22 protein-coding genes are annotated in these 24,932 nt (G+C 64.2%); 12 read left to right on the top strand and 10 right to left on the bottom strand.

The genetic code is table 11. The annotated features are described in order from the left end of the window. Positions 1–128: 128 nt before the first annotated feature. The 8 genes from ABIB91_RS39060 (at position 129) to ABIB91_RS39025 (ending at position 6,565) form a co-directional block, all read left to right on the top strand. Positions 129–1,400 (top strand): FCSD flavin-binding domain-containing protein, encoded by a 1,272-nt coding sequence (locus ABIB91_RS39060; protein ID WP_354163268.1) that lies wholly within the window; start codon positions 129–131, stop codon positions 1,398–1,400. Beyond that, positions 1,393–1,839, top strand: coding sequence for a sulfur oxidation c-type cytochrome SoxX (gene soxX, locus ABIB91_RS39055; RefSeq protein ID WP_354163271.1), 447 nt, complete (start codon positions 1,393–1,395; stop codon positions 1,837–1,839). The genes ABIB91_RS39060 and soxX overlap by 8 nt, the downstream gene beginning before the upstream one ends. Positions 1,840–1,847: 8 nt before the next feature. After that, the gene (locus ABIB91_RS39050) at positions 1,848–2,315 is read left to right on the top strand and encodes a SoxY-related AACIE arm protein (RefSeq protein WP_354163274.1); all 468 of its coding nucleotides are present in this window, start codon (positions 1,848–1,850) and stop codon (positions 2,313–2,315) included. Then, complete coding sequence (soxZ, locus tag ABIB91_RS39045; protein WP_219682779.1) at positions 2,315–2,632, top strand: thiosulfate oxidation carrier complex protein SoxZ; 318 nt, start codon at positions 2,315–2,317, stop codon at positions 2,630–2,632. The genes ABIB91_RS39050 and soxZ overlap by 1 nt, the downstream gene beginning before the upstream one ends. Then, positions 2,629–3,408, top strand: coding sequence for a sulfur oxidation c-type cytochrome SoxA (gene soxA, locus ABIB91_RS39040; RefSeq protein ID WP_354163277.1), 780 nt, complete (start codon positions 2,629–2,631; stop codon positions 3,406–3,408). Before soxZ ends, soxA begins: the two co-directional genes overlap by 4 nt. 78 nt (positions 3,409–3,486) lie before the next feature. Further along, entirely contained in the window at positions 3,487–4,809 is a 1,323-nt protein-coding gene (locus tag ABIB91_RS39035; protein ID WP_354163280.1) for an ABC transporter substrate-binding protein, read from the top strand. Further along, the gene (locus tag ABIB91_RS39030) at positions 4,806–5,744 is read left to right on the top strand and encodes a carbohydrate ABC transporter permease (protein ID WP_354163283.1); all 939 of its coding nucleotides are present in this window, start codon (positions 4,806–4,808) and stop codon (positions 5,742–5,744) included. The genes ABIB91_RS39035 and ABIB91_RS39030 overlap by 4 nt, the downstream gene beginning before the upstream one ends. Continuing rightward, on the top strand, positions 5,741–6,565 hold the full coding sequence (locus ABIB91_RS39025; protein ID WP_354163286.1) for a carbohydrate ABC transporter permease: 825 nt from the start codon (positions 5,741–5,743) through the stop codon (positions 6,563–6,565). Before ABIB91_RS39030 ends, ABIB91_RS39025 begins: the two co-directional genes overlap by 4 nt. Here the strand turns inward: ABIB91_RS39025 and ABIB91_RS39020 are convergent, their stop codons facing one another. Together ABIB91_RS39020 and ABIB91_RS39015 are read right to left on the bottom strand one after the other, a co-directional pair. Next, the gene (locus ABIB91_RS39020) at positions 6,566–8,221 is read right to left on the bottom strand and encodes a regulator (protein ID WP_354163289.1); all 1,656 of its coding nucleotides are present in this window, start codon (positions 8,219–8,221) and stop codon (positions 6,566–6,568) included. 10 nt (positions 8,222–8,231) lie between these two features. Continuing rightward, positions 8,232–8,933, bottom strand: a complete 702-nt coding sequence (locus ABIB91_RS39015; protein WP_007594065.1) for a cysteine hydrolase family protein — start codon at positions 8,931–8,933, stop codon at positions 8,232–8,234. 759 nt (positions 8,934–9,692) lie between these two features. Here ABIB91_RS39015 and ABIB91_RS39010 point away from each other — a divergent pair. Beyond that, complete coding sequence (locus tag ABIB91_RS39010) at positions 9,693–13,169, top strand: indolepyruvate ferredoxin oxidoreductase family protein (RefSeq protein WP_354163292.1); 3,477 nt, start codon at positions 9,693–9,695, stop codon at positions 13,167–13,169. 137 nt (positions 13,170–13,306) lie between these two features. On the opposite strand, the gene ABIB91_RS39005 is transcribed toward ABIB91_RS39010, so the two are convergent. From ABIB91_RS39005 to ABIB91_RS38990, 4 genes are all read right to left on the bottom strand, one after another. Next, positions 13,307–15,031, bottom strand: coding sequence for an FAD-dependent oxidoreductase (locus ABIB91_RS39005; RefSeq protein ID WP_354163295.1), 1,725 nt, complete (start codon positions 15,029–15,031; stop codon positions 13,307–13,309). 59 nt (positions 15,032–15,090) lie between these two features. After that, positions 15,091–16,110, bottom strand: coding sequence for a S1C family serine protease (locus ABIB91_RS39000; protein ID WP_354163298.1), 1,020 nt, complete (start codon positions 16,108–16,110; stop codon positions 15,091–15,093). 91 nt (positions 16,111–16,201) lie between these two features. Then, complete coding sequence (locus tag ABIB91_RS38995; RefSeq protein WP_007594075.1) at positions 16,202–16,651, bottom strand: gluconate 2-dehydrogenase subunit 3 family protein; 450 nt, start codon at positions 16,649–16,651, stop codon at positions 16,202–16,204. Between the two features lie 7 nt (positions 16,652–16,658). Beyond that, the gene (locus ABIB91_RS38990) at positions 16,659–18,257 is read right to left on the bottom strand and encodes a GMC family oxidoreductase (protein ID WP_354163301.1); all 1,599 of its coding nucleotides are present in this window, start codon (positions 18,255–18,257) and stop codon (positions 16,659–16,661) included. A 196-nt stretch (positions 18,258–18,453) separates the two neighbouring features. On the opposite strand from ABIB91_RS38990, the gene ABIB91_RS38985 reads away from it, so the two are divergent. After that, positions 18,454–19,242: a thermonuclease family protein gene (locus ABIB91_RS38985; RefSeq protein ID WP_007594078.1), complete on the top strand. Its 789-nt coding sequence runs from the start codon at positions 18,454–18,456 to the stop codon at positions 19,240–19,242. Positions 19,243–19,461: 219 nt separating this feature from the next. Here ABIB91_RS38985 and cyoD read toward each other — a convergent pair whose 3' ends face one another. From cyoD to ABIB91_RS38965, 4 genes are read right to left on the bottom strand one after another with little or no spacing between them, the layout of a single operon-like run. Then, a complete protein-coding gene (gene cyoD, locus ABIB91_RS38980; RefSeq protein WP_007594086.1) occupies positions 19,462–19,851 on the bottom strand; it encodes a cytochrome o ubiquinol oxidase subunit IV in 390 nt (129 codons plus the stop codon). Then, a complete protein-coding gene (locus ABIB91_RS38975) occupies positions 19,848–20,489 on the bottom strand; it encodes a cytochrome (ubi)quinol oxidase subunit III (protein ID WP_354163304.1) in 642 nt (213 codons plus the stop codon). Before ABIB91_RS38975 ends, cyoD begins: the two co-directional genes overlap by 4 nt. Continuing rightward, positions 20,489–22,489: a cytochrome o ubiquinol oxidase subunit I gene (cyoB, locus tag ABIB91_RS38970; protein ID WP_354163306.1), complete on the bottom strand. Its 2,001-nt coding sequence runs from the start codon at positions 22,487–22,489 to the stop codon at positions 20,489–20,491. Before cyoB ends, ABIB91_RS38975 begins: the two co-directional genes overlap by 1 nt. Beyond that, positions 22,479–23,312: a cytochrome ubiquinol oxidase subunit II family protein gene (locus ABIB91_RS38965; RefSeq protein ID WP_354163308.1), complete on the bottom strand. Its 834-nt coding sequence runs from the start codon at positions 23,310–23,312 to the stop codon at positions 22,479–22,481. Before ABIB91_RS38965 ends, cyoB begins: the two co-directional genes overlap by 11 nt. Before the next feature lie 224 nt (positions 23,313–23,536). On the opposite strand from ABIB91_RS38965, the gene ABIB91_RS38960 reads away from it, so the two are divergent. Together ABIB91_RS38960 and ABIB91_RS38955 are read left to right on the top strand one after the other, a co-directional pair. After that, complete coding sequence (locus ABIB91_RS38960) at positions 23,537–24,358, top strand: SDR family NAD(P)-dependent oxidoreductase (protein ID WP_354163310.1); 822 nt, start codon at positions 23,537–23,539, stop codon at positions 24,356–24,358. 19 nt (positions 24,359–24,377) lie between these two features. Further along, a complete protein-coding gene (locus ABIB91_RS38955) occupies positions 24,378–24,932 on the top strand; it encodes a carboxymuconolactone decarboxylase family protein (RefSeq protein WP_007594091.1) in 555 nt (184 codons plus the stop codon).

Genomic DNA, 24,932 nt, shown 5'->3' with positions numbered 1-24,932 from the left:
TGTTTTTTGTGGGGGCCCGTTCAAACATATGGGTTTGGGGGGGGTCCCCCCACAAAAACAACCCCTGCCCTTATACCCCCGGGGGGGGCCGGAACCGCCCCCCGCGGCACACTTTCCGGACAAGACCCATGAATGCGTCGGTGACACGGCGGGATGCCGTCCTCGGCATCACCGCCGCGGCCACATCAATCGCCGTCCCTTCGATCCTGCGCGCGCAATCGGCAGGCCGCGTCGTCGTGGTCGGCGGCGGCTTTGGCGGTGCGGCGTGCGCCCGCGCGCTGAAGCGCGCGCAGGCGAACTTGCAAGTCATCCTGATCGAACCCAGTCCCGTCTTCACCTCCTGCCCGTTCAGCAACGAGGTGATCGCGGGTCTGCGCGAAATCGACGCGCAGCAGTTTGGCTATGACAGACTCGCCGCCGAGGGCGTCACGGTGATCAGCCAGGCCGTAACCACAATCGAGCCGCAACTGCGCAGCGTCATGACTGCCGATGGCGTTGCGCTGCCCTATGATCGTCTCGTACTCTCCCCCGGCATCGACTTCCATTTCGAAGCCCTGCCCGGCTACGACGACGCGGCATCAGAAAAAATGCCGCACGCCTGGACGGCCGGCGCACAGACGCTGCTGCTGCGTCGCCAATTGGAGGCAATGCCGGACGGCGGCACCGTCGCCATTGCGATCCCCGCCAATCCCTCGCGCTGTCCGCCGGCGCCTTACGAGCGCGCCAGCCTGATCGCGCATTACCTGAAAACGAAGAAGCCACGCTCAAAGGTCTTGATCCTCGACGCCAAGGACAGCTTCTCCCAGCAGCGACTGTTCGAGAGGGCGTGGAAAGAGCTGTACGGCGATATGATCGAACGCATCTCTCTGTCGCAAGGCGGCCGCGTGACCTCGATCGATCCCGCGACAAGGACCATCGTCACCGAATTCGGCAACTACACGCCTGACGTCGCCAACGTCATTCCGCCGCAGCGAGCGGGACGCATCGCCGAGATCGCGGGCGCTGCGGATGCCACCGGCTGGTGCCCGATCGATCCCGTGACCTTCGAATCGAAACTTGTCCAGAATATCCACGTCGTCGGCGATGCCTGCCTCGGCGGGGGCATTCCCAAATCGGCGTCCGCGGCAAGCGCACAGGGCAAGGCCTGCGCTGCCGCGATCGTGAACCTCCTTGCCGGCCGCGCACCAGACACGCCGCGACTGATAGGCGTCTGCTACAACATCGTCGCACCCGGCTACGGCTTTTCACTCGCGGGCAATTACCAGCCCAGGGGCGACATCTTCGCCGAGGTCGAGGGCGGAGCGACCAGCCCGGTCGATGCGCCGCGCGAATTGCGTGCCCGCGAGGCGACCGATGCCGAGCGCTGGTTTCAAACCATCACGGCGGACACCTTTGGCTAAAGCATCGGTCCATATCGCAGCTCTGATCGCCGCAAGTGTTGCCGGCGCTGCTAACGCGGACGAGCTTGTGCCCTACAACGTCGTCGGCGACGGCATCGCGGAATCGCTCACCGGCGCGCCCGGCGATGCCGCGCGCGGGCGCGCGCTCGTGCTCGCGCGCACGACGACCTGCATCCTCTGCCATTCCGGTCCCTTCTCCGAAACCCGGTTCCAGGGCGACCTCGCGCCTGACCTCTCGGGTGCGGGGAACCGCTGGACGGTGAGCCAGTTGCGGCTTCGACTGGTCGATGCGGCGCGCTTCAACCCTGAGACCATCATGCCGTCCTATTATCGCACCGACCACCTCGTGCGGGTCGGGCGAAATTTCGCCGGCAAACCGATCTTGTCCGCCGCCGAGATCGAGGACATCGTGGCTTTTCTTGCAACGCTTCGGGACTAGGACTGTTCATGCCGACCACGCGACGACAATTCCTGACTCTTGCCGGAAGCGTGACGGTCGCCGGAACGATCCCGATCGTCACGCTGCGGCCGCTCGAGGCGACACCGGCGATGCTCAATGCCGCGATCCGCAACGTGGTCGGCGAAGCACCGGTCCGCACCGGCAAGGTGAAGCTCGACATTCCGCCGCTGGTCGAGAACGGCAACACGGTGCCGATGACCGTGAGCGTCGCGAGCCCGATGACGGCGGACGACTACGTCAAGAGCATCCACGTCTTCAACGAGAAGAACCCGCAGCCGAACATCGGCAACTTCCATCTCGGCCCCTCCTCCGGCCGCGCCCAAATCTCGACCCGGATTCGGCTCGCCGACACCCAGAAGGTGGTGGCGATCGCGCGTCTTTCCGACGATACGTTCTGGCAGGTCACGACCGAAATCGTCGTGACGCTGGCCGCCTGCACCGAGGAGATGAATTGATGGCTGCGCTCATCAACGTTCCCACGAAAGCCAGACGCGGCGAAATCATCGAGATCCGCACGTTGACCTCGCACATCATGGAGACCGGCTTCCGCCACACCGCGGATGGGGCGCTGGTACCGCGCGACATCATCACGAGCTTTACGTGCCGCTATAACGGCACCGAGATTTTTCGCGCCGATCTCTTTCCGGCGATTGCGGCCAATCCCTATCTGTCGTTCTTCACGGTCGCGAAGGAGAGCGGCAAGTTCGAGTTCGAGTGGATCGGCGATAACGGTTATTCGTCCAGCGCATCGGCGTCGATCACGGTCGAATGAGTTTTTGGCGCACGATATCGGCCGCGGCGCTCCTCGCCACCGGCCCTGCCCTGCTCGCCGGCGAGATTCCGCCGGATGCGCGCCGCTCCGGCTATTCGTTCATGGGGCTCGACACCCGCGCGATGCAGGATGACGACACCTCAAATCCCGGGATGCTGTTCGTGCTCGATGGTGAGGCGTTGTGGACGAAGAGGACCGGCAGCGCCGACAAGGCCTGTGCGGATTGCCATGGCGATGCACGCGGCAGCATGAAAGGCGTCGCCGCGCGCTATCCGGCCTTCGACAAGGCGCTGGCGCGCCCCGTCACGCTCGACCAGCGCATCAATCTCTGCCGCAGCAATCATCAGCAGGCACCGGCGCTCCCCTACGAGAGCCGCGACCTGCTGGCCCTGTCCGCCTACGTCGCGCACCAATCGCGCGGCGCTGCGATCACGGCTGGCGACGACCCGCAACTGAAGCCATTCGTCGAACAGGGCCGCGACCTCTTCATGCAGCGCGAGGGCCAGCTCAACCTTGCCTGCACCAATTGCCACGATGACAATTTCAACAAGCGACTTGCCGGCGCGCCGATCACGCAGGGACAGCCGACCGGCTATCCGCTTTATCGCCTGGAATGGCAGACGCTGGGATCGCTGGAGCGCCGGCTACGCAGTTGCATGACGGGCGTCCGCGCCCAGGCCTATGATTTCGGCGCGCCCGAGCTGGTCGCGCTCGAACTCTATCTGATGTCGCGAGCGCATGGCTTGCCGATGGAAACGCCGGCCGTGCGGCCCTGAATTCCACAGATTAGGGCTAGGCAGACGCAGAACGGCCGCTAGTATCCGCCCAAATTGAGTCACAGGGAGGGACCTAAAGTGGTCAACCACAAAATCTCGCGTCGTACGCTCTTGACCGGCACGGCCGCAGCTGGAGCGCTCGGCCTGACGGGAATGCCGGCGCGCGCCGAGGTGAACTGGAAGAAATACGCAGGGACCAAGCTCGAGGTGATCCTCGCCAAGGGGCCCCGCGGCGACAACCTGCAAAAATACGTCAAGGAGTTCACCGAGCTCACCGGCATCCAGGTCGAAGCGGAGCAGATTCCCGAGCAGCAGCAGCGCCAGAAGGTGGTGATCGAGTTCACCTCGGGCCGTCCGAGCTTCGACGTCGTCCATCTCAGCTATCACGTGCAGAAGCGGCAGTTCGAGAAGGCCGGCTGGCTCGCCGACTTGACGCCCTTCATGAAGGACCCGGCGCTGACCGCGCCCGATCTCGTCGAAAGTGACTTCTCGGCCGCGGGCCTGCAATACGCCAGGAACGACAAGGGCCAGATGCTGTCGCTGCCGTGGTCGGTCGATTATTTCATCCTCTATTACAACAAGGAGCTGTTCGAGAAGAAGGGCGTCGCCGTTCCCAAGACCCTCGACGAGATGGCTGCGGCGGCCGAGAAGCTCACCGATACCAAGGAAGGCATCTACGGCTTTGTCGGGCGCGGCTTGCGCAACGCCAACATGGCGATGTGGAGCAACTTCTTCCTCAACTATGGCGGAGAATTCCTCGACGCCAAGGGCAACATCCTGACCGACGGTCCGGAAGCCATTGCCGCGACCAAGCTGTATCAGACGCTCCTGACCAAATCGGCACCTCCAGGCGTCGCCGGCTTTAACTGGATGGAGTCGATGGCCTCGTTCACGCAAGGCCGATCCGCGATGTGGATCGACGGCGTCGGCTGGGCGCCGCCGCTGGAAGATCCGGCTGCCTCGCGCGTTGTCGGCAAGGTCGGCTACACCGTCGTGCCCGCCGGCCCCAGGGGCCAATATTCCTCGACCTATGGCGACGGCATCGGCGTTGCCGCTGCGAGCAAGAACAAGGAAGCCGCCTATCTGCTCTGCCAATGGGTGGTCTCGAAAACGCAAGGAGCGCGGCTGCTGCAGGCCGGCGGCGGCGTACCGTTCCGCAACTCGATCCTTGGCGATCCCGAGGTCCAGAAGGGCGTCAAGACCAAGGAGTGGCTGCAATCGGTGATCGATTCCGGCAAGATCAGCAAGCTGGGCCTGCCCGTCGTGATCCCGGTCGCCGAATTCCGCGACATCGTCGGCGCCGCCGTCACGGCGACCTTGTCCGGCGCCGATCCTGCCGCCGAGTTGAAGAAGGCCAACGATCAGTACCGGCCGATCCTGGAGCGTAGCGAGAAGGCGTGAGTGCGTTGACACAATCGACTCCGGGCGCGGCACAGTCTGATGTCGCGCCGGAGAAGGAGTTGCGGCCGCCGTCGTACTGGCCGTTCGTGGTGCCGGCGCTGGTCGTCGTGATCGCGATCATCATCTTCCCGTGGGTCTTCACGATCTGGATGAGCCTGAACGAGTGGAAGGTCGGCTCCTCGACCACGTTCGTCGGATTATCCAATTATCTGCGGCTGACGAGCGACCCCCGCTTCATCGAGGCCGTCGGGCATACACTGGTCTACACCATGCTGTCCGTGCTGCTGCCGCTCGTCCTCGGCACGTTCGCGGCCGTGGTGTTTCACCAGAAATTTCCCGGCCGCGGCTTTCTGCGCGGCGTCTTCATCATGCCGATGATGGCGACGCCGGTGGCGATCGCGCTGGTCTGGACCATGATGTTCCACCCGCAGCTCGGCGTGCTGAACTATCTGCTGTCACTGGTCGGAATCCCTGCGCAGCTCTGGGTATTCCATCCCGCCACCGTCATTCCTTCGCTGGTGCTGGTCGAGACCTGGCAATGGACGCCGCTGGTCATGCTGATCGTGCTCGGCGGCCTCGCCGCGATCCCGACCGAGCCTTATGAAAGCGCACAGATCGACGGCGCCAGCATCTGGCAGGTGTTCCGCTTCATCACCCTGCCGCTGATCATGCCGTTCCTGTTCATCGCCGGCATGATCCGCATGATCGACGCCGTGAAGAGCTTCGACATCATTTTCGCAATCACCCAGGGTGGACCGGGATCGGCGTCGGAGACGATCAACATCTATCTCTACAGCGTCGCCTTCTCCTACTACGACCTCGGCTACGGCTCGGCGATTGCTGTCGTGTTCTTCCTGCTGATCGTCCTGCTTGCGGCGGTGATGCTCTACGCGCGCCAGCGCATGCTGTGGACCGAGATCGCGAGCGGCACATGAGTCCAAGGCAAATCGTCGGCAAAATCGGCCTGTGGTTCTCGGTGTTCCTCATCGTGTCGCCGGCGATCCTGTTCTTTCTCTGGATGCTGTCGCTGTCGCTCAAATTCGAGATCGACAACGCCGCCTACCCGCCGGTGTTCTTCCCCGAGCATGTCGCCTGGAAGAACTATGCCGACGTGCTCGCCTCCAACCGCTTCCTGACCTATTTCATCAACAGCCTGATCGTGACCGGCAGCGCGACGTTGCTTGCGCTGCTCGTCGGCGTTCCCGCCGGCTACGGCATCGCGCGGATGGCCGCGCACAAATCTGCGATCGTGATCCTGATCGCCCGTATCACGCCGGGATTGTCCTATCTGATCCCGCTGTTTCTCATGTTTCAATGGCTGGGATTGCTGGGCACGCTGGTGCCGCAGATCATCATCCACCTCGTGGTCACGGTGCCGATCGTGATCTGGATTATGATCGGCTATTTCGAGACGACGCCGATGGAGCTGGAAGAAGCAGCCCTCATCGACGGCGCCACGCGCTGGCAGGTCTTTCGGCACGTTGCCCTGCCAATCGCCAAGCCCGGCATCGCCGTTGCCTTCATCCTGGCTGTGATCTTCTCCTGGAACAACTTTGTGTTCGGCATCGTGCTGGCCGGACGCGAGACCCGCACCCTGCCGGTCGCCGTCTACAACATGATTTCGTTCGACCAGTTGAGCTGGGGGCCGCTCGCGGCCGCCGCGCTGATCGTCACCCTCCCGGTGCTGCTGCTGACGGTGTTCGCCCAGCGACAGATCGTCGCCGGGCTCACCGCTGGTGCCGTCAAGGGCGGGTAGCTACTCCGCCGGTGCCGCGTGCATGTCCGCGTGCGGCATGTAAGGCTCGCTCGCGCCGAGCCTGCTGGCCGCGAACAGACCGGCGGCCATCACGGCATAGGCGAACGCGACCGCGGGCGTGACGCCAAATCCGCCGCCGATGCCGACGGCTTCGCCGTGCATGAAGCCGAAGTAAGTCAGGACCGCACCAACCAGCGCGAATGCCGAGGCTTTCTCGAAGTCGCGCTCGATGATGAAGACGCCGATCGCACCCAGGATCAGGCCGCCGAGGATGGAGCCGCCGCCCATCACTTCGAGTCCGTGATAGAACACGCCCTGCTGCGGCAGCGCTGCAATCGCGGCCGCCTTGACCGCGTCGGCCTTGTCGGCGGCCATTCCGCCGACGGTCGCAGCCGCGTTCATGGTCGAGCCCAGCATGGTGTCGATCTGGAGCTTGGCCCAGGCGGCCAAATGCGGCGTCAGCGCCAGCACGATCGCGGGCGCGTGCTTGATCGGCGTGGTCTGGAACGCCTGCGCGCCAATGAGCATGCCGATATAGAGCAGGATCGGCGAGATCGCGACGACCGGGACCAGCGCCAGCAGCACCGAGATGATGCCGAACCAGGCCAGCACCACCACCATGATGCCGGTCGCGGCCGAATAGCCGATGCGGCCGCCCATCGCCTTCCAGCCGGGATGGCCGATATAGACGGCGTTGATAAAGGGGTTGCCCATCAGGCAGCCGATCAGGCTGACGATCCCGTCGGCGGTGAGCACGCGCGTGGTCGGATATTCGTCGCCGGCCGCTTCCGCGCTCTCAACATTGTCCATGGCCTCGACAAGATCATAGATGCCGAACGGAATGGCGGTGACCAGGATGATTCCGAGGAATTCGAAACCAGAGAAGACGTAGCCCACCGCCGGGATCGGCACCGAGAAGCCGAAATTGGCAAAGGCATCACCGACGCCCTTGACGCTGAGCCCGCCGAGACCGAGGCCGAACAGGTTCGAGCCCCAGGCGATAACCATGCCCACCGCGATCGCAACGAGACCGGCGGGAATGCCGCGCCAATATTTCACGCCGCCGAACCAGCTCACCAGGATGATGGCGAAGCAGACCAGGCCGATCTGTGGCGTCATGTACATTTCGAGCGCCGGTCGCATCGAGATGAAGGTGACGGAGACGCCGGCGAGCGTACCGAGCAGCGCCGCGCGCGGCGTGATCTTTCGAATGAACGGCGCGATGAAGCCGCCGATCATCAGGATGAAGCTCTGGAAGAACACCCAGACCAGGCCGGCCGACCAGCCCTTGAGCGGATCGCCGGTCTTGATCGTGATCGGCAGCATGATCACGAAGGTGACGATGAACATATGCGGCACGCTGACGCCTGACGGCAACGCACAGACGTCGTTGCGACCGGTCTTCTGCGCGAGACGATAGGCGAGGTACGCGTAGTAGAAGGTGGAAAGGCACATCATCAACCCGAGTGCGGGAAGGATGCGGCCGAACACGAGTGAGTCGGGCATCTTCAACACGAAGCGCAACAGGCCCGTGAGCACCAGCATGTTGACGAGGATGTTGGTGCCGAAGCCGAAAAACGCGTTCCAGTCGCCCGGTGTCCATAGTGCCGGCTTGAACTCGGAGGTGCCGGCCGTCCCTGTCGTGCCTGTGCTCATCGTGATGCCCCTACGCTGATGTGGAAATCTTCATCGCCTCCAGAACCGCGGCTGAGCTTGCGACCCAGCCGAAGATGCCGCCCTGGGCCTTGATCATCTTCAGGCCCATCTCGTGAAATTCGGGGAAGTAGGACGCGCAGCCGTCCGAGATGACGACGCAGCGATAGCCGCGGTCGTTGGCCTCGCGCACGGTGGTGTTGACACACACTTCGGTGGTGACGCCGCACACCAGCAGATTTTCGATGCCGTATTTCTCCAGCACGTCGGTGAGCTCGGTGGCGTAGAATGCGCCCTTGCCGGGCTTGTCGATCACGATCTCGCTGTCGAGCGGATAGAGCTCCGGGATGATGTCGTGGCCGGCCTCGCCGCGAATGAGAATGCGTCCCATGGGACCGGGGTCGCCGATGCGAAGGGATGGCGCGCCGCGCTCGACTTTCGCCGGCGGCGCGTCGGAGAGATCGGGCAGATGGCCCTCGCGCGTGTGGATCACCAGCATGCCGGTATCCCGCGCGGCCTTCAGCACGGCACCGATCGGCTTCACCGCACGCGCGAGCTGGCTGACGTCGTTGCCCAGCGTCTCGCCGAAACCGCCGGGCTCCATGAAGTCGCGCTGCATGTCGATGATGAGAAGCGCGGTGGCCGGCCAGTCGAGCTTGACCGGCTCCGGTTCGGCGCTGATGACACCCAGTGTCGGCTTGGTTGAGTTCAACATGACTCAAGGCCCCCGCGAGAACTCTCTCTGCAGGAGTTCTGCAAGCGCCATGCCATTGTGTACAATTGCGATTAAGCCGACGGCGCAGGAAAATTTACTGCGCTGTCAGAATGTTATTAGGAAAGCCGGGGTCTGCTTATTCGCTGTGCGGCGGCTTTGCGGCGTGCATTTGCCCAAAGGATGAGCGCTCTCCGTCGTTATTCCGGGGCGATGCGTAAGCGTCGAACCCGGAATCCATCGGGCGGCTAAACACGCGCTGAAATCGATCCGGGCTCGCGCGACGCGCGCCCCGGAACGACGAAGGTGGCGCTAGCGACCCGCTCCATACAGCCCCCGATGCTCCTCCCCATGGTGCGCGCAAGAGGCCTTCAGCGTCGTCATGTAGAGCGACCTTCAGGTCTTGAGGATCATGGGGTCGCCAGAGGCATGAGTTCGCGAAGACGTCGAGGGCTGTCGGCGCAGCAACGATATCGGCCGTGCCGCGCAATACCTCTGCTTGGAGCATCTGGCGCGGGTGGCGCCATGGCCCGATCGGAGCCTCAGCTATCTCCGTAATCTCAGTGTCGAAACGCGCTTGCCGTCATGGTGCTCTCCACAGGAAGCCATGACCAGCAGGAGCGCCACGGATGCGGCCAGCGATATTGACTTCGTCTGTGCATGCTTTTGACTGTCACAATTCGCGTCGCGCAGCCGCTCCTCCCTCCCGCAGCGCAAACCCCAAGTCGAAGAAAAGCCAAACAAGAGACGAGGACTCCTGAAATGACGCTGATGCAGGTCGAGCTGGATGACAAATACCGGCTCGAATCGAAGCGGATCTTCCTGTCCGGTACTCAGGCGTTGGTCCGGCTGCCCATGCTGCAGCGCGAACGCGACCGGCTTCAGGGCCTCAACACCGGCGGCTTCATCTCGGGCTATCGCGGTTCCCCGCTCGGCATGTACGACCACGCATTGTGGCGCGCGAAGTCACACCTCCAGCAGCACGACATCGCCTTCGTTCCCGGCTTGAACGAGGACCTCGCGGCGACCGCCGTCTGGGGCAGCCAGCAGGTCGGCCTGTTTCCCGGCGCGAAGGTCGATGGCGTGTTCGGCATCTGGTACGGCAAGGGGCCGGGCGTTGATCGCTCGGTCGACGCGCTCAAGCATGCGAATGCCGCCGGCACCTCGCTCAACGGCGGCGTGCTCGCGCTCGCCGGCGACGACCACGGCTGCCAGTCCTCGACACTGGCGCACCAGAGCGAGCAGGTCTTCGCAGCGGCGCTGATCCCCGTCATCAACCCGGCCACGCTACAGGACTATCTCGACCTCGGCCTCTACGGTTTTGCGCTGTCGCGCTTCTCCGGCTGCTGGGTCGGCTTCAAGGCGATCAGCGAGACGGTGGAGAGTTCGGCCTCGATTGACAGCGATCCCGAACGCATCCAGATCAAGCTCCCCGAAGATTTCGAGATGCCGCCCGGCGGCCTCAACATCCGCTGGCCCGATCCGCCGCTCGACGCGGAAAGGCGCCTGTTCGGCCCGAAGATGGCGGCGGTGCAGGCCTTTGCGCGCGCCAACCAGCTCGACCGCATCGTGCTCGACTCCAGGCCGGCACGGCTCGGCATCGTCGCGACCGGCAAGGCTTATCTCGATCTGCGGCAGGCGCTGGCCGATCTGGGCATTACCGACAAGGACGCGCAGGATTTGGGCTTGCGCATCTACAAGGTCGCACTGACCTGGCCGCTCGAGGAAACCGGCGCCAAGCGCTTCGCCGAAGGACTTCAGGACGTGCTGGTGGTCGAGGAGAAGCGCGGCTTCATCGAAGACCAGCTGATGCGCATCCTCTACAACATCGATGCGTCCCGGCGCCCGACCGTGACGGGAAAACGCGACGAGCGAGGCGCGCCGCTATTGCCGAGCGAGGGCGAACTGACGCCGACCGTCGTTGCAGCCGCACTGGTGGCGCGGCTGCGCAAGCTCGGCCACCACAGCCCGGTGCTTGAGCAGCGCCTCGCCCGGCTCGAGGCCTTCGACACTCCTGTTCCGGCCTCCCAGCAAATCAAACTGGCGCGCACGCCATTCTTCTGCTCGGGCTGCCCGCACAACACCTCGACGCGCGTGCCCGAGGGAAGCCGCGCCATGGCCGGCATCGGCTGCCACGGCATGGCCCTGAGCATGCCGACCCGCCGCACCGATCTGATCTCGCATATGGGCGCCGAGGGCGTGAACTGGATCGGACAAGCGCCCTTCACCACCGAGCAGCACATCTTCCAGAACCTCGGCGACGGCACCTACACCCATTCCGGACTGCTTGCCCTTCGCGCGGCATCGGCCGCCGGCATCAGCATCACCTACAAGATCCTCTACAACGACGCCGTCGCGATGACCGGCGGCCAGCCGGCCGAGGGCGGCTTCAACGTTGCCCAGATCGCTCAACAGGTCTGGGCCGAGGGCGTCAAGCGCCTCGCGATCGTCTCCGACGATCCCACCAAGTACCCTGACGGCAATTACTTCCCGCAAGGCGCGACCATCCATCATCGCCGCGAGCTCGATGCCGTGCAGCGCGAGCTGCGCGACATCAAGGGCCTTACGGTCATCATCTACGACCAGACCTGCGCCGCGGAAAAGCGCCGCCGCCGCAAGCGCGGGCTGTATCCGGATCCCGCCAAACGCGCCTTCATCAACGAGCTGGTCTGCGAAGGCTGCGGCGACTGCTCGCAAGCCTCGAACTGCGTCTCGGTGCAGCCGCTGGAGACCGAGTTCGGCCGCAAGCGCCAGATCGACCAGTCGAACTGCAACAAGGACTTTTCCTGCGTCGAGGGCTTTTGTCCGAGTTTTGTCACCGTGCATGGCGGCACGCTCAAGCGGATCAAGACATCGACAGTCGACTCAGGCCAGCTGTTTGTCGACCTGCCGCTGCCCCCCGCGCGTGAGCTGGACGCCCCCTACAACATTCTCGTCACCGGAATCGGCGGCACCGGTGTCATCACCATCGGCGCGCTGCTCGGCATGGCCGCCCATGTCGACGGCCGCGGCTGCTCGGCACTGGATTTCACCGGCCTGTCGCAGAAGAACGGCGCGGTGATGAGCCATGTACGCATCGCCGCGAAGCCGGAAGACATCTCCGCGGTCCGCATCACCACGGGCGGCGCCGACGTCATCCTCGGCTGCGACATGATCGTCTCGGCCGGTCCCTCCGCGCTCAGCCGCGCCGAGCGCGGCGTAACCAAGGCCTATGTCAACGCCGACCTGCAGCCGACCGCGAGCTTCGTGCAAAATCCGGATCTCGATTTCGAGATGGACACGATGCAGACCGTGCTGCGCGACGCCGTCGGCGACAACAACCTCGACATCATCGACGCCACAGGTATTGCCTCCGCGCTGATGGGCGATTCGATCGCGACAAATCCCTTCATGCTCGGCTTCGCCTTCCAGAAAGGCGCGATCCCGCTGTCGCTGGAAGCGCTGCTCCGCGCCATCGAGATCAACGGCGCCGCGATCGAGATGAACAAGCTCGCCTTCACCTGGGGACGTCTCGCCGCCCACGACATGTCGCGGGTGCGCAGCGTTCTGCAGTTCAGGAGCCGGGCCTCCACGCCGGCGAAGTCGCTCGACGACATCATCGCGACGCGCGCCGAGTTTTTGACCGGCTATCAGGGCAAGGCCTACGCGGACCGCTACCGCACCGCCGTTGCCAAGGTGCGCAAGGCGGAAGCTGCTGCCTCCCCAGCGTCCACCGAGCTGACCGACGCTGTCGCGAAAAACCTGTTCAAGCTGATGTCCTACAAGGACGAGTACGAGGTCGCGCGGCTCTACACCGACGGCAGCTTCTCCAAGAAAGTCTCGGAGAAATTCGACGGGGACTTCAAGCTGAAGTTCTATCTGGCGCCGCCGATCTTCGCACAGCGCGACAAGACCACCGGACATCTCCAGAAGAAGGAATTCGGCGGCTGGATGATCCACGCCTTCCGCGTGCTGGCCAAACTGAAATTCCTCCGCGGCGGCGCGTTCGATCCATTCGGCCGCACCGAGGAGCGCCGGACCGAGCGGAAGCTGGTCGCGGATTATCTCGACATGATCGATCAGCGGATCGCCGGGCTGAAAGCGGAGCAGATCCCGCTATTGGCGAGGCTCGCGCGGCTGCCGGAGACGATCCGCGGCTTCGGGCATGTCAAGGAAGCCAACATCAAGCTGGCGGCGGCGGAGAAGTCGCGGCTGGAAGCGGAACTGGAGAACAGCCGCTTTGCGGCGGCTGCGGAGTAGTAGATGCGCGCTCCGCATTCTCTGCCGTCATCGCCCGCGAAGGCGGGCGATCCAGTACTCCGAGCCGGTTGTGATTAGTCGATGGGCTGCGGCGTACTGGATGCCGCCTTCGCGGGGCATGACAGCGGTGGTAAAGGCTAGACCAACGCTGTGGCCGCACTCGCCCCGGCCACACTCCCCTCCGCCAGATGCCTTCCCGCGATGTAGCCGAATGTCAGCGCCGGCCCGAGCGTGATGCCCGGCCCGGGGCAATTGCCGTTCATGATCGAGCCCATGTCGTTGCCGCAGGCGTAGAGGCCCGTAACCGGCGTGCCATCCTCGCGCAACACGCGCGCCTGGGCATCGACCTTCATGCCGATCGCCGTGCCGAGATCGGCTGGATAGATGCGCATCGCAAAGAACGGCGCGCAGAGGATGGGCGCGACGCAGGGGTTCGGCTTATGGCTGATATCGCCGAGGTATCGCTGATAGATGGTGCTGCCGCGACCGAATTCCGGATCTCGGCCGTCCTTCGCATCGGAATTGTAGTTTGCGATCGTCGCCGCGAGTGTCGACGGCTTGATGCCGATCCTCGCTGCGAGCTGCGCGATATCAACGGCCTCGATTAACTCGCCGCCCGCCGCATAGCGCCTGATATTGCGCGTGAACGGCCTGATACGGCCTAGGCCGTAGCTCCACAGGAACGGACGGTCGCAGATCAGATAGAACGGCCGGTCCGGGTCGCCATTGCCATCGCGCAGCATGGCGAGCACGAACTCGTGGTACGACAGCGCCTCGTTGACGAAGCGCCGGCCGGCTGCATTGACCGCGATCACGCCGGGCTTGGCGCGGTCGGTCACAATGTGCGGGAAAACGCCTCGGCTCCCATCGGCGCGCCGGAACAGCGAGGCCGGCACCCAATAGGCCGGGCTCGTCGCATCCGTATTGAGCGCGGCGCCGGTTGCAGTCGCAAGGCGGAGCCCGTCGCCAGTAGCGGACGTGTGGGTCGCCGAGATGAATCCGGCCGCGGGTGGGAAGAAGTGTTTTCGCAAGGTCGCGTCGTGCGAAAAGCCGCCGGTCGCGAGCACCACACCGCGCCGCGCGGCGATCAGGCGATCGCGCGAGCCATGACGGATAATTACACCGCCGACGCGCTCGCCCTGCATAGACAGGCCTTCGACGTCCGCGCTAAAGAGGATCTCAACCTGCCGCGCCAGCAGCGAGGCATACAGCCGTGCGGCGAGCGCATTGCCGAGATGCAGCGTCGTGCCGCGCGAGCTCCGCAGCCGCTGCCACGCATACTCCGAAACCAGCCGCATCGCGCGAACAGTCGAGCGCAGCGATCTTCCGGCCCGGCGCAGATGCGGGATGTCGAGGCGGTTGACCATCATCCCGCCGAATCGCGTGAACTCCGGCAGCGGTGCGCGCAGCCGCGCGAAATGCGCGCCCAGCCGCGTGCCGTCGAAGACGACCGGCTCGAGCACGCGCCCGCCCGCGGTCGCGCCCAACCGCTCCAGATAATAGTCCGGACAGGCTTTCACCGGCTGGAGGCGCACTTGCGTGTTGGCTTCGAGATAGGCGACCGCCTCCGGTCCGCGCGCGAGGAAGGCGGCGCGCAGGCCCGCATGGGCGAGCTCGGGCACTGTGCTCGACAAATATTGCACGGCGTCCGTGACGCTGTCGGCGAGCCCCGCCTCTTTCATCTTGGCATTGGCGGGAATCCAGATCATGCCGTCGGACCATGCGGTGGTGCCGCCGGCGAAAGCGGTCTTCTCGATCACCAGCACGCGCAGGCCCTCAGCGGCGGCGACGGCCGCGGCCGTTATGCCACCGGCGCCGGCGCCGACGACGATGACGTCGTAGGTCTCATGCGCCGGCATCATGCGGCGGGGTTCCCGAAGCGAGGCATGACACCGTCATACCCCGCTTGGGCGCCCGCACGCTAGCGCGCCGGCTTGCGCTCGACCGGGTCGATCTCGATCGCCCGCAGGCGGCCGAGCCGCAGCACGTCCATGGCCAGCCGCCGGCCGATCCGGTCGCGGTCGAGCACACGGATCAGATCGTCCACGCCGTTGATCTCGACGCCGTCGAGGCCGATCACGACATCGCCGGACAACAGGCCCGCCTTCGCCGCCGGCCCGTCCGGCTCGATCTGCGCCAGCAGCGCGCCCATCTTGTTCTCGACGCCTGCCAGCACCGCGTGCCGCCGCGGGATCGGCGCGGTCTGGCCGGCGACGCCGATATAGGCGCGGCGGACATAGCCGTGGCGGATGATCTCCGACAGCACGAATTGCGCGGTGTTGCTGGCGACCGCAAAGCAGATGCCTTGCGCGCCATTGATGATCGCGGTGTTGATGCCGATCACCTCTGCATTCGACGAAACCAGCGGCCCGCCCGAATTGCCGGGGTTAAGCGCAGCATCGGTCTGGATCACGTCCTCGATGGTGCGGCCACTGACCGAGCGGATCGAGCGCCCGAGCGCCGAGACCACGCCGGCGGTGACGGTCGATTCGAAGCCGAGCGGATTGCCGATCGCAATCACGAGCTGGCCGCGCCGCAAGGTCTTGGAGTTGCCGAGCGCCGCATAGGGCAAGTCACGCACGCCGTTGGCGCGAAGCAGCGCAAGGTCAGTGTCGGGATCGACGCCGAGCACCCGGGCGTCGCCGACATGGCCCTCGATGTCGCGCAGCCGGATCTCCTTCGACGAGCCGACCACGTGGCTATTGGTGAGAACGAGCCCGTCCGGCGAGATCACGATGCCCGAGCCGAGCCCGCCGCGCTCGCGGCCGTTCGGCACCTTCGGTCCGGTCTCGACGCGCACGACGGCCGGACCGACGCGGTCGGTCACGTCGATCACGGCATTGGAGTAGGCGTCCAGCAGGGCCCGGTCATCGACCGGAGCGGCCGTTTCCGTTCGCGATGACGCGGCGTCATCGACGGTATCTGAGGTGAAATCCAGCATGATAGGAGTCCTTGAGGCTCACACAGATGGTGGCCTGCTCCGTCAAGCGCAAGGGACCCGTCCGGGGCGCAAGTCTGGACTGCCCAGATGGCTAGGGCACTCGCCGCAGCGTGCCTGCCTTGGCCTTGACCGGATCGAGCAGCGACCAGTCGCCGTCCGGGAGCACGTAGCCCTTGGGAAAAGGTGCGCGCAGTTCGAGGCCGAGCGAGCGCAGCACCCGATCGTCGCGGTAATAGCATTGCAGCACCACGCGGACGAGCGTGGCCGCAGCCGCCCCGCCGGAACTGCGAAACTCCTGCGCCACCGCATCGCTCCTGGCAGCATCGAGCTCGGCGAACGGCTGCCCCGCGAGCCGCGCCAGATGGTCGAGTGCCGCCGCCACCAATTTTGCGTCACGCCCCAGCGTCGCCAGCATGTCGGCCTGGATCGCGGGGTCGTCGGCGCCGGGCACCTTGTACTCGTCGCTCGCGGGAACGATCATCGCGGCGATGGTGCGAAGGTCGTCGCGCTGGGCGCGCGTCAGTTGATTGTCTGCGGACATGACGGCCTCAATCGAACAGATTGGCGAGGCGCTGCTTCATCTGGTCGGCGATGTAGAGCGCGAGGGCCTGAATGGTGGACGTCGGGTTAACCCCGCCCGAGGTGACGAAGATGCTGCCGTCGACGATGAAAAGGTTTTTGACATCGTGCGAGCGGCCCCATTCGTTGACGACGGAGCGTTCGGGATCGGTGCCCATGCGTGCCGTGCCGAGCAGGTGCCAGCCGCCCCAGGGGATCGGCGAGTTGACGCAGATGTCGGTCGCTCCCGCCGTTTCGAGAATCTCGCGGCCGCGCGCCAGCGCATGCTCCATCATCTTCCGGCTGTTCTCGCTGGTCGTGTAATTGATCTTCGGCGCGGGAATGCCGTGGCCATCCTTCAAGACCGGATCGAGCGTGACTTGGTTGTGCTCCTCCGGCAGGTCCTCGCAAATCGCGGAAAAGCCGAGCCGGTGGCCGTTGAGCTTGCGGAAGATGCGGTGATGATCGGCGCCCCACGGCAAAATGCCCTTCTGCTCGCTGACGACAGCCTCGAACACCGGCCCGGCGCCGCGCACGAACTGGACGCCGTAGCCGCGCACGAAGCCGCGCGAGAGGTCCGTGTCATACCATTCCTTGCTCCACAGGCAGGTCGGCGGCGCGCGGTTGCTATCGGTCGGCTCCTTCACATAGCCGTAGATCTGCGCATAGGGATGGAACATCAGGTTCTTGCCGACGAGGCCCGACGAATTGGCAAGCCCGTTCGGAAAGCGGTTCGACGCCGAGTTCAGCAGCAGTCGCGGCGTGCCGACGCCGTTGCAGGCGATGATGACGACATGCGCCGGCTGGAACTGCTCGACGCCGTCCTTGTCGTAGTAGACCACGCCGGTGGCCATGCCGTTCTCGTCCGTGGTGATCTCGCGCACCCGGCAGTGCGTACGCAGCTCGACGCCAGCGCGGACCGCGTGCGGCCAATAGGTGATGTCCGTCGAGGATTTAGCGCCTTGCGCGCAGGCCGGCGTGCAATGGCCGAGATTGATGCAGCGCGCGCGGCCCTCGTAGTCCATGGTCGCGACCGTCGTGTCCGAGGGCCACCAGTGCCAGCCGAGCTTGTTCATGGCCTTGCCGATGATCGCACCGGACAATCCGAGCGGCTGTTGCGGCATCGGCGGATGCGTCAGCGGTGACAGCGGGTCACCCGACAGGCCGGACGTGCCCATCATCCGGTCGTTCTCTTCGAAGAACGGGGTCAGTGCGTCGTAGTCGATCGGCCAGTCGTCGGCGACGCCGTCGAGCGTCCTCACCTTGAAATCGGAAGGATGCAACCGCGGCCAGTGCGCGGTGTACATCACCGTCGAGCCGCCGACCGCATTGTAGTTGACGACCTTGATCGGCGAATTGTCGTCGTTGATCGGATAGTCCTCGGGCCGGCCGCGGACGTTGGGGCTGGACGACCACTCGCCGTAGAACTTGGCCTCCCAGTCCCGGCCCGTGCTGGGATATTCCGCCGGGTTCATCCAGCCGCCCTGCTCCAGGCAGAGAATGTGCATCTTGGTCTCGGCCAGCGACCACGCCACCGCCGCGCCTGAAGCGCCGGCGCCGATGATCAGGACGTCCACGGGGTCTTTCATCGCGAAATTTTCCTCCCTTCGCCGCTTCCCGGGCGATTCGGCCTCCGCTCTGCTGGGCCGGCGAACGATAGGATCAGAGCTACGGCCGAGTAAAGCCGCGGGGCCGGAATGTCGCACTTCGCGGGGCGCAGACCATTGGTATCGCCACATCCGGATGCTAGGAACAAGGCGCACGAGCCATCGATAGCGAGACCTTATGTCCTTCCGAAACTCCTTTGCCAGCGCCCGCGCTTTTGCGTTCGTTTCCTTTCTCGCCCTGTCCGGATTTCTGGGCACCACCGGCCCCGCCTCCGCGCTGACCGCCGCCGCGACGGTCCGCGACGGCAACGCCATCCAGCTCGGCGACGTCACCTATCGTCTCGACGGTGTCGACGCGCCCGAGCTGGACCAGGTCTGCATCGACGATCACGCCGATCCCTGGACCTGCGGCATCGAGGCCCGAGATCAGCTCGCCAAGCTGATTGGCAAGCGATCGGTGCGTTGCGACGATGTCGGACCGGAAAAGAGTTTCGGCAAGCGGCACCGCGCGATCTGCACGGCCGAAGGCGACAAGACCAGCTTGAACGAGCAGCTGGTCAAGCTCGGCTATGCCATTGCCCGCGAGCCGGTCAAGGCGAACGTCAAGTCGGCCGCGGCCGACGCAAAATCGACCTCGGCCGGAATTTGGAAGGGCTGCTTTGTCGCACCGCAAGAATTCCGCACCGGCAAGAAGGATGGCGCGCTGCTGGGCGCCGCCTGCCGCGCCGACCGCGACAAGGAGATTCGCGCGGCGTTATTTCCCGAGGATCTGACGATGCCGCCGAGCTGTGGCATCAAGGGCAAGCTTGCGGTGCGCGCGCGCGTGACCGGCAATATCGGCATCTACCATTTACGGGGCTGCCCGAGCTACCCCGCGACCACCAAGCCGGATCGCTGGTTCTGCTCGGAAGACGACGCCCAGGCTGCGGGCTTCCGCAAGGCCTACAATTGCCGACGGCCGAAATGACGAAGCTCATCACGCAGCCGTGAGCGCAAGCCGGAGACAGTATTCATCCGGAATTGAACTCCATCGAGAGTTTCTGCATTTGTAAGCGTACGCGAGCGCTTTGCGCGAGCGTTTCCTTGGCGGCAATCCGGCTCTGGCCCGATTGCTTTGCTCGGGCGTTTCCTCCCTAGACTTGGGCCGCTTGTCACAACAAGCGGCTCTTCTTTTTTGCACAATGCGCTAGCGGCGCATTGGCATGATCTGATCCATGGCTGGCATGTTCGCATTCAGATGCGCCATGATCCAGACGGTGCCACCGACCACCAGGAACACGACCAGCAGCCCGAAGGCGAGCGCCAGCACGTTGTTGGTGTTATCGGGGCCGGTGGTGATGTGCAGGAAGAACACAAGGTGCACGCCCATTTGCGCGATCGCCAGCACGATCAGCGCGACGGGAATGGAAGGCTGCCAGACCAGATCCGTGCCGGCGATGAAGAACGAGGTCGCCGTCAGCAGCAGCGCAAGCACGAGACCGACCACATAGCCGAGAATCCTGGTGCCGACACTGTGTTGCTCTTCCTCGCCCGGCGCGAGGTCGTGTTCGGTCCGCATATGTGCCTGATCGCTCATACGCCACTCCCAAGCAAATAGACGACGGAGAAGACCCCGACCCAGACAATGTCGAGTGCATGCCAGAACAACGCAAAGCACATCATCCGGCGCAGCACGTCGGCACGAAAACCCTTTGCGAAGACCTGGGCCATCATGGTGAGGAGCCACAATATGCCGGCCGAGACGTGGAGGCCGTGGCAGCCGACCAGGGAGAAAAACGCAGTCAGGAACGCGCTGCGCGATGGGCCATAGCCGCGGGCGACGAGGTCGGCGAATTCGCGAAACTCGATGATCAGAAAGATGAGGCCGAGCAAACACGTCACGGCCATCCCGAGATAGAACCAGAGCCGGTTGCGCACATCGGCCGCGATACTCGCCATGCCACAGGTGAAGCTCGACAGCAGCAGGCAGACCGTCTCGATCGCGACGTTTCGCTGCTCGAATATCTCCGAACCCTTCGGGCCGCCGGCGGTCTGGTCAGACAGCACCGCATAGGCCGCAAAGAAGCAGGAGAACATCACGATGTCGGAGAGCAGGAAGATCCAGAAGCCATAGGCGGTCACGATTCGCTTCGGCGCCGGGCCGGGATGCTCGATGACGAGCCCGATGTGGTGGGGATCGGCGTGAGCACGGCCGGCGGTCGCGGTCATTGACATCAGACTGTCCCCGCCATGCTGACAAGACTGCGCCGCTCCTCGAGATTGACGCGGTCTATCGCCGCGACTTCCTCGGCCGGAATGACGTATTCGTCATGGTCGCGCCAGGCGAACACGACGAAGGTCGCGAACGCTCCGATACCGCCCAAAATCACCATCCACCAGATGTGCCAGATCAGCGCAAAGCCCATGACCGTGGCGAAGAACGCGCAGACGAACCCGGTCGGCGAGTTCCTGGGCATCTCGATGTCATGATACTCGGGCGCATCATGCTGGAGCGATTGCTGCTTGGCATGGGCCTTCAGATCCCAATAGGCATCCTCGCCGCGCACATCGGGATTGAAAGCGAAGTTGAAGACCGGCGGCGGCGACGACGTCGCCCATTCCAGCGAGCGGCCGTCCCAGGGATCGCCAGTGTGGTCGCGCATGGCCTCGCGGTTGCGGATGCTGACCACGAGCTGCATGATCTGGCAGATCACGCCGATCGTCAGCACGGCCATGCCAACGGCTGCAACCAGCATCCAGGGCCGCCACGCCGCGACGTCATAGTGCTGCATGCGCCGCGTCATGCCCAGCATGCCGGCGACGTAGAGCGGGATGAAGGTGACATAGAAGCCGAGGAAAGTGAACCAGAACGCGAGCTTGCCCCAGCGGTCGTCGAGGCGAAAGCCGAACGCCTTCGGAAACCAGTATTCGAAGCCGGCGAAAGCGCCGAACAGCACGCCGCCGATGATGACGTTGTGGAAGTGCGCGACCAGGAACATGCTGTTGTGGAGGATGAAATCGGCCGGCGGCACCGCGACCAGCACGCCCGTCAATCCGCCGATAATGAAGGTGACCATGAAGCCTATCGACCACAGCATCGGCGTCTCAAAGCGGATGCGGCCGCCATACATCGTGAACAGCCAGTTGTAGATCTTCACCCCGGTCGGTATCGCGATGATCATGCTGGCGATGCCGAAGATGGCGTTGACGTCGGGGCCCGCGCCCATCGTGAAGAAGTGATGCAGCCAGACCATGAAGGAGATGACGCAGATCGCCATGGTCGCCAGCACCATCGAACGATAGCCGAACAGCGCCTTGCCGGAGAAGGTCGAAACCACCTCGGAGAAGATGCCGAAGGCCGGCAACACCAGGATATAGACCTCGGGATGTCCCCAGGCCCAGATCAGGTTCATGAACATCATGACATTGCCGCCGGCCTCGTTGGTGAAGAAGTGGAAGCCGAGATAGCGGTCGAGCAGCAGCATCGCGAGGGTGGCGGTCAAAATCGGGAAGGCCGCGACGATGAGAAGATTCGAGGCCAACGTGGTCCAGCAAAACATCGGCATGCGCAGATAGTTCATGCCTTTGGTGCGCAGCTTCAGCACCGTCGTCACGAGATTGATACCGGCCACCAGCGTGCCGACGCCGGATATCTGCAGCGACCACGCGTAATAGTCGACACCGACGCCCGGCGAGTAGGACAGTTCCGACAGCGGTGGAAACGCGAGCCAGCCGGTGCGGGCGAACTCGCCAATCACGAGCGAGAGATTGACCAGCAGCGCACCGGTCGCTGTCAGCCAGAAGCCGACCGAATTGAGCGTCGGGAAAGCGACATCCCGCACGCCAAGCTGGAGCGGCACGATGAGATTCATCAGCCCGATGACGAACGGCATCGCCACGAAGAAGATCATGATGGTGCCGTGCGCGGAGAATATCTGGTTGTAGTGCTCCGGTGGCAGATAGCCCTGCGACTGGTAGGCGACAGCCTGCTGGATCCGCATCATGATGGCGTCACTGCCGCCGCGCAGCAGCATCACCGAGGCCAGCAGGATATACATCACGCCGATCCGCTTGTGATCGACGCTGGTGATCCACTCGTGCCAAAGATAGGGCAGATGTCCCTTCACCACGACCCAGGCCAGCACGGCGAGAATCCCCACCAACACCACGGCGCCCGCGATCAGCGGTATAGGCTGGTCGAACGGGATCGCCGACCAGTCGAGTTTACCGAGCATCATGGCCTCCACTTTGCGCACGGCCTGCTTCAGATGCGGGCTCCGGGCCCGGTCCCGGCGGAATGTGCTGGGTCGCGATCAGGTCGAACAGCCGGGGATCGTCGAGCCTGTAGGTCGGCCTTCCCTTTTCGACGCCCTGCTGCATCAGCTTCTTGTAGCTGTCCTCATTGAGGACAGCATCGCTTTTCGCCGTGGTCGCCACCCAATCCGGAAAGGCGAGCGGCGAGATCACGTTGACGTCGAACATCATGTCCGGAAACCCGTCGCCGGAGAAATGCGCCGACAGGCCCTGCAGCTTGCCCTCGTTGTCGGCGCGCAGGTTCAGCTTCGTCACCATTCCGTTCATGGTGTAGATCATGCTGCCGAGCTGCGGGATGAAGAACGTGTTCATCACGCTTGACGACGTCAGCTGGAAATTCAGTTCGGCGCCCGCCGGCACCGTCAGGGTGTTGACGGTGGCGATGCGCTGGTCCGGATAGATGAACAACCATTTCCAGTCGAGCGAGACGGCCTGAATGCGGACCGGGCTGCCGGTGCCAGGCACGGGTGCTGCGGGATCGAGCTGATGCGAGCCGATCCAGGCGACGCCGCCGAGCAGGATCACGGTGAGCGCGGGGATCGCCCACACCACCATTTCCACCCGCCCGGAATAGACGAAGTCCGGCTGAAATTTTGCTTTCGGATTCGAGGCGCGAAACCAGAATGCAAAAGCCAGGATCGCGAAAATGGTCGGCACCACGATCGCGAGCATGATGAAGACGGAATCGACCAGGATGGTGCTGTTGGCCGCAGCCACAGGCCCTTGTGGATCGAGCAGATTCATCGGCAAGCCACTGGCGGTTGGGAAGCCCCGGGACAGAGCCTAACGTGGGAACGGCTCCGGCAGCAAACGCGATCGTGTGAGGTCGGTTCCTAACGGGGCAGGTCGATCGTTCGCCCTTCTCGCGCGGCGGCATGCAATTCCATGCGATGTCAATGACATGAAAGCTGGAGCCCGGCCCTTCTCTCCGCTCGGGGCGATTGCTAGAGTGCACGAAAATATTCGGGATGAACGACATGCAGGGGCTCGAGGACGATCCCGGTCTCGCCGGCAAGGTGGCGCTGGTCAGCGGCGGCGGCGCTGCGGGCGACGGCATTGGCAACGGCCGCGCGGCCGCAATTCTGCTGGCCCGCGCCGGCGCCAAAGTTCTGGTGGCCGATCGCGAGCTCAAGCTCGCTGAACGAACCGTCGAGATGATCGCAGCCGAAGGCGGCACGGCCGCGGCGCATGGCGGTGACGTCACCAGCGAGAGCGATTGCAGGACGCTGGTCGAAGCCACGCTTGACCATTGGGGCCGGCTCGATTTCCTCGACAACAATGTGGGCATCGGCAGCCGCGGCAGCGTGGTGGACGAAGCGCCCGAGCAGTATCGCCGCGTCATGCAGGTCAATGTCGAGAGCATGTTCCTGCTCTCCAAGCACGCGATCCCTGCGATGATCAAGACCGCGCGGGGCGGCGCGATCGTCAACATCTCGTCGATCTCGGCGCTGCGGCCGCGCGGGCTCACGAGCTACACGACATCGAAGGCCGCCATCATCGGTCTCACCCGCGCGATGGCGGTCGATCACGGCCGCGACAACATCCGCGTCAACTGCATCTGCCCCGGGCCGATGTACACGCCGATGGTCTATGGCCGCGGCATGAGCGAACAGGCGCGCGCTCAGCGGGCCAAGGCGTCTTTGCTGAAAACGGAAGGCACCGGCTGGGACGTCGCCCACGCCGTCAAATTCCTGCTCAGCAATTTTGCGCGCTATATCACCGGACAGGTGCTGGTGGTGGACGGCGGGGTGACGCTGCAAGCGCCCGAACGCGAGTCACAAGAACACTAGCAAGGAAGGAAACACAGGGATGGCCCGCCTGCCCTATCTCGAGGCCGACCAGGTCGCGCCCGAATATCGCGACATGCTCAAGCGCAACACCAATTTGCACAAGCTGTTGGTCAACTCGCCGGAGATGGCGCGCGCCTTCAACGGCATCGGCGGATACATTCGCTTCAAGAGCAAGCTCGACCCGCGCCTGCGGGAGCTTGCGATCCTCCAGGTCGGCTGGATGGAGAAATCGGAATACGAGTTCACTCATCACGTGAAGATCGGCAAGGAGTTCGGCGTCACCGACGATGACATCGCCGGCCTGATGGCTGAGACCGACGGCAAACCCTCGACGCTCGAGCCACAGGCGAAGGCGATCCTGAAAGGTGCCCGCGAGATGGTACGCGAGCTCGCGATGTCGGACGCAACCTTTACCGAGATCAGGCAGCATCTCTCGGACGAGCACATGGTCGACCTCGTGCTGACCATCGCCTTCTATTGCGGCGTGGTGCGCGTGCTCGCCACCATGAAGATCGACAACGAGCCATATTACAAAGAGGTACTCCAGCAGTACCCGATCCCGGGAGTGAACTGA

Source organism: Bradyrhizobium sp. JR4.3 (genome assembly GCF_040547695.1).
In the GTDB taxonomy this organism is placed as follows: Bacteria; Pseudomonadota; Alphaproteobacteria; order Rhizobiales; family Xanthobacteraceae; genus Bradyrhizobium; species Bradyrhizobium canariense.
Note: the sequence above shows the minus strand (reverse complement) of the source record. Positions and strands in the feature narration are given on the sequence as shown.